Genomic DNA, 4,819 nt, shown 5'->3' with positions numbered 1-4,819 from the left:
CTTGCCGTCAACCACCAGGATCTTGCGGTGATTGCGCAGGTTCATGGTGATCAGACGCAGGACCAGCCGGCTGGGCATGAAGCGGCGTGCAGTGACTCCGGCTTTCGCCAGGGACTCAACCACTGGCGGCCAGGAGTAGCGTGTGCCGGCGTCATCCACCATGACACGCACCTGCACGCCGCGCTTAACTGCCAGGGAGAGCTCACATATAAAGTCTGCGCCGATGCCGGTGGCTTCAAAGATGTAGCTGGCCAGCGTGATGCTTTGTTGCGCTCCACGGATCGCCTCCAGCATGCGCGGCATCGCCTCGTCGCCATTATGGAGGATATCGAGGTGGTTTCCCAGCATGTGGCTGAAGCGCGAGATGCGGTCCAGCGTGCGTGCCAGCTGCTGGTGCTCCTGCATGGCACAGCTGTCAGTGGCAGTGACGGGCAGCGGCTGATCTGGCACCGGATCACGCCATGGTTCATTGATGCCGCTGCGGTAGCGCCGGCCGCTGCGACGCAGAATATTGATACCCAGCAAAAGGTACAGCAGGGGGCCGATCAGTGGTGTGAAGACCACCAGTGCCGTCCAAAATGCTGCAGAACGGTAGTCGCGATGCCGCAGGAGCAGATGAATCAGCGCAATGACGGAGCCGACGATCGACGCAATCGCCAGCACCACCGTCCAGAAATTGTGTTCAAACCAAGTCATGGCGCAGCATGCGCGATTCATGAAGAAGTGCAAAGCACAACCCCGACTCGGGGAGTTTCAGGCGTGCTCAAACTTCCGCCAATACAGCAATGCAATCGGGATCATGCTAAGGCATTCCTGACCGGCCTTGGCGACGCCTGCCATGGTGTGCGTGCTCCATGCGCCAAGGATGAGGGAGATGGCGATCAAAACGGCGGAGCCAAAGGTGAAGACGGCCCGTGGTGCGATGGTGAGATGCACGGGGCGGGTTTCCTCACCGAGGAGATCAATGAAACGTGCGGCGCAGAGAATGAGCACAATGACGGAAAGCCAGCCGTTGTCATCAAGCCTGCCGGGAGAGAGGTAGTCGTAGGCACCGTGAGCAATGACGGCCAGCAGGAAGGTGGTGATGAATTCATCAGCACGGGCGAAGCGGGTGAGCAGCATGCGGTAGAGGCTGTGTGCGCAGATGCCGGTGAGGGAAATATGGAGGAAATTGGCGGATAGGAAACGCGTCCAGGCGACGCTGCCGCCGAAATTCTGGTAGTAGCCGATGTTTTCCTCCAGCGAAAACCCCAGTCCAACAAAAGCACCCGTGAGCAGTGCCAGACCCGGCGTGCGACGCCACATCAACCATGGCAGGAAAAGTGCAAAGAGCAGAAGCTTGCAGCCTTCTTCACGCAGTCCGACTCCCGCGATGTAGTAGATCAAATCATGAGGAAAGGGGGCGGCAGCGGTCATGCCCTGATGGAACTCCTGATAGGCGAGAATGGTGAGCGTGGGCCAAACGCTGGCCACTCCGGCCATGAGGGCGACGATGGGACGCGCCCAGCGCCAGCGTTCGCGGTCACTGTGCTGCACCAGGATGAAGTACCACAGAGCGGCCGCGAAGAAAGCGAGGCCGAGCATGCCATAGGGGATTTCATCGAGACGATGACGAAAAAGGCCATGCCACTGCATCCAAACATCGCCCAGAAGTGAACCTGCATGGTGCTGGAGCAAGGGAGGGCAATGCTCGATCCATCCGGGCTGGGCAGCAAGGGTGCGCAGGAACTTAATGTCATGCTGTGTGACAGCCAGGTGGAGTGCCTCTTCACGCGAGGTGGTGGCATCCGCAAAGTGAAGGCCTTCGGTGTAAAATGCCTCCATGGCCGCCGGGATGTTGTTGCGGCGCTTCTGTACGCTGCCGAGAAGCTCTGCGGCGAGCATTTCAGGCGGCAAGGCCCGGGCATTTTGCTCGAGCTGCTGCTGCGCTGCCGGATCTCCGGCGAGTGCTGCGGCAAGAAAATTCTGGAACAAACCTGCCGGGGCATCTGTGGTGGCATGCTGCTGGATGAGTTGCGCCACATCATAGCCGCCAAGCTTGCCAGTCTGAATGAACATGGGAAACACAGACTCGTCGTTTTCCTCCTCGATCTGCGGGAGTTGGGCGAGAAGCATGCGCAGCCAGAGGGCGAACTGACGCGGCTGCGGGGTGGTTTCATGCCGCAGGCGGTTAAACTCTTCATGCAAGCGGCTTAATGCGGAGAGGTCGGCTTGACTCTGTTTGGGCTCCCCCTGGCTGACATCGCCGATCACGATCACACAGGCGATGATCATGCCTGTGGCGGTGATGCTGGCGGCGGTGCGCAGCAAAAAGCGACGATTGCGCGTGAGGTAGTGGGTGCGCGCACGCCAGCCATGAAAAAGAGAACGCTTCTCGCTCATGCTGCATTCAAGGGTCCACTTTCTTCCACCAATCAGGGGTCTGCTCCCAAGGAGCACGCGTTTCAGTCTCGACCTCTGGCATTGTCGTGCGGGCTTCGACTTCAGATTCATCCTCGAGTTCCATGAGCAGTTTGATATGCGGCTCCGGCTTTGTGGTGCGCCGCCAAATAAGCCAGGCCCACATGGCAAATGCGCCCAGCAGAAACAGCAGAGTGCCAAGGGTGAAGAGTACAAACCAGCCGGAGGCCTCCACCCACTCACGTGACACCTTCATCGTGGCGCCTTCGGGCCGGGGGAGGAAGGCGAGAAACGCGTGCATAGGGAGAGACTGCTTTAGGGTTCGTTAAAGACGAGGCGCATCGGGATCATCTTGGAAAACTGGAAGCCGTGCTGCTGAAAGAAGGACTGCGAGTCTGCGCTGATGCGATCGGTCAGCAGGGTGATACGGCGGAAGTGTTTTTCCCGCGCGAATTCGATGGCGTGATCCAGAAGGCGTCCTCCATATCCCTGACGACGATGCTGCGGATGCACAATGACGTCCTCCATGATGAGGACCAGGCCACCTTCCGCCGTGCTGATGGTGAAGAGCAGGTTGATCATGCCGATGACCTTGTGTTCTGTGCGCAGCACAAAGATGCGGCCGCGGTTGGGCTGCTCCAGAATGAGGCGCAGGCCGTGCTCCTGCTTGGAGCGGTCCGGCTTGAAATCCTCTTCTTCACTGAACAAGGCAAGAAGCAGTTCCACCAACTGGGGCAGGTCTTCGATGGTTGCCGGTTCGATATGGGGCTCAATGTCGTTGGCGGGCATAATTTACAGAATAACGGGCTCGTGGACAAAGGCAATGCGTTCGATGCATCGACTTCGGCAAGCTGCTCAATCTGCCCCAAAATGAAGCAGATTTTATCCAATGCCTTCAGTCTGCCCTTGCCTATGTCTTTTGCATGGCCTCCCGCAGGTTTTCCCAGGCACGGCGAAAATCCTGTTTCATCATGTAAAGTGTGGCGATTTCCTGGCGGACGTACGCAGGGGCATTGGGGAATGCGGCCACTTTTTCCAGAGTACGCAGGGCGCCGTCAATGTCGCCCTGTGTCTTTTGAGCTTGGAATAAATCAATGCCACTTCTGGCATCGGTTGGATTGTAAAGCAGGGCGCGCTCCAAGGCTGGGATGTTGCTGCTGGTTCCTGGTGCAGTGCGAATGACCGAGGGGAGATAGGGGATGGCTGTCTGACACGCGCGCTGGAAATCTGAATTGCGAGCGTAGTGTTCCGCGAGGGTACGCCAGCCATCCTCCTGCCATTTGCGGTTGGTTTCCAGAGCAATAATGAGCGCTTCTTGATTGCCATACTGGTACCACATGCTGAAAAGGTTCTTCCTTTGCTCTGGATCCAAACCCCTTAGGTCTGGTTGTTGAGCCAGCAGGCTTTTCAAGCAGCGGTCGAATTCATCGCGCGTCTGAACACTTTTCAGGAACTCGAATTTCAACTCCGAAGTTGTGGCCAGTGTCCAGAGCGGTTCGCGCAGTCCGGGGTGCTGGTAGGAATAATTGAGCATTTGGCGGTAATAGCCATACTCACCGGGTGCCGCCTCCGGATAGCGGCGCAGAAACTCGCGCCAGCCGACGACTGCGTACTGAGGGTCGAAATCGAGCCAGAAAAGGCCTTCGGTGTAGCAGGTCAGTGCGTAAGTCGGATCGAGCACACGCGAACGAGAGAAATCCAGCAAAGCCGCTTCTTTCGGCTGGCCGAGACGAAGGCGCAGACACGCCCTTTCGTAGTAGTAGCGAAAATCCATCGGCGCCATTTCAATGGCCTGATCCATGAGCGGCAGCGCGCCTGCAGGAGAACCGGAGTCAGCCAGTTTTCCCGCCCGGCTTCGCAATGCATTCGCCGCACTCGATCCCGGCAAAACCGGATGTCCCAGCGCAATGGCCGTCCAAGCCGCACCCAGTGCCAGCAGCATCACTCCGCCCAGCCGGAAGGCCAGACGCTGTGGCATGCCGGATGCGTTTGGCAATCTGCGTGGTCGAATCGCGATTCCCGCCAGCAAGGCCATGAAGAGCGCATAGCCGAGACCATGATTGGGCACATCACCCAGTCCATGGATGGCTCCAAGACCGAAGACGATGGCGGCAGCATTGCGCAGACGACGATCCTGCATGCCTGATTTGCGTTTCTTTTTCTTGCCATACCAGGGGCCGGTGGACACAAAAATCCAAAACAGCACCAGCATGGCGGGCAGCAGGGGCAGCAATCCGCCCTCAGCCAGGAGCCAGAGCAGGTCGCTCTCAGGATGGATGAAGCGGCGTATGTGCTCGGACATGCCGGAAAATTGTGGAAACACAGCAGCGAAATTTCCCAGCCCGATGCCAGTCCAAGGGGAATCCAGGGACATCTTGAGAGTTTCCACAAACAGGGAGCCTCGGTTGCTGTCTGAAAC

At 58.2% G+C, this 4,819-nt stretch carries 4 protein-coding genes and 1 pseudogene; all 5 read right to left on the bottom strand.

The annotated features are described in order from the left end of the window. On the bottom strand, window positions 1–696 hold a 696-nt coding region (locus WAW39_RS17490; protein WP_422320473.1), incomplete at its 3' end, for a PLDc N-terminal domain-containing protein. Window positions 697–753: 57 nt separating this feature from the next. After that, window positions 754–2,382 (bottom strand): PrsW family glutamic-type intramembrane protease, encoded by a 1,629-nt coding sequence (locus WAW39_RS17485; RefSeq protein WP_422320472.1) that lies wholly within the window; start codon window positions 2,380–2,382, stop codon window positions 754–756. Between the two features lie 7 nt (window positions 2,383–2,389). Further along, the gene (locus WAW39_RS17480; RefSeq protein ID WP_422320471.1) at window positions 2,390–2,701 is read right to left on the bottom strand and encodes a hypothetical protein; all 312 of its coding nucleotides are present in this window, start codon (window positions 2,699–2,701) and stop codon (window positions 2,390–2,392) included. Between the two features lie 14 nt (window positions 2,702–2,715). Next, window positions 2,716–3,189: a GNAT family N-acetyltransferase gene (locus WAW39_RS17475; protein WP_422320470.1), complete on the bottom strand. Its 474-nt coding sequence runs from the start codon at window positions 3,187–3,189 to the stop codon at window positions 2,716–2,718. Window positions 3,190–3,310: 121 nt separating this feature from the next. After that, a pseudogene (locus tag WAW39_RS17470) lies at window positions 3,311–4,819 on the bottom strand (hypothetical protein); the annotation flags it as partial.

The organism is Prosthecobacter sp. (genome assembly GCF_049294395.1).
In the GTDB taxonomy this organism is placed as follows: Bacteria; Verrucomicrobiota; Verrucomicrobiia; order Verrucomicrobiales; family Verrucomicrobiaceae; genus Prosthecobacter.
Note: the sequence above shows the minus strand (reverse complement) of the source record. Positions and strands in the feature narration are given on the sequence as shown.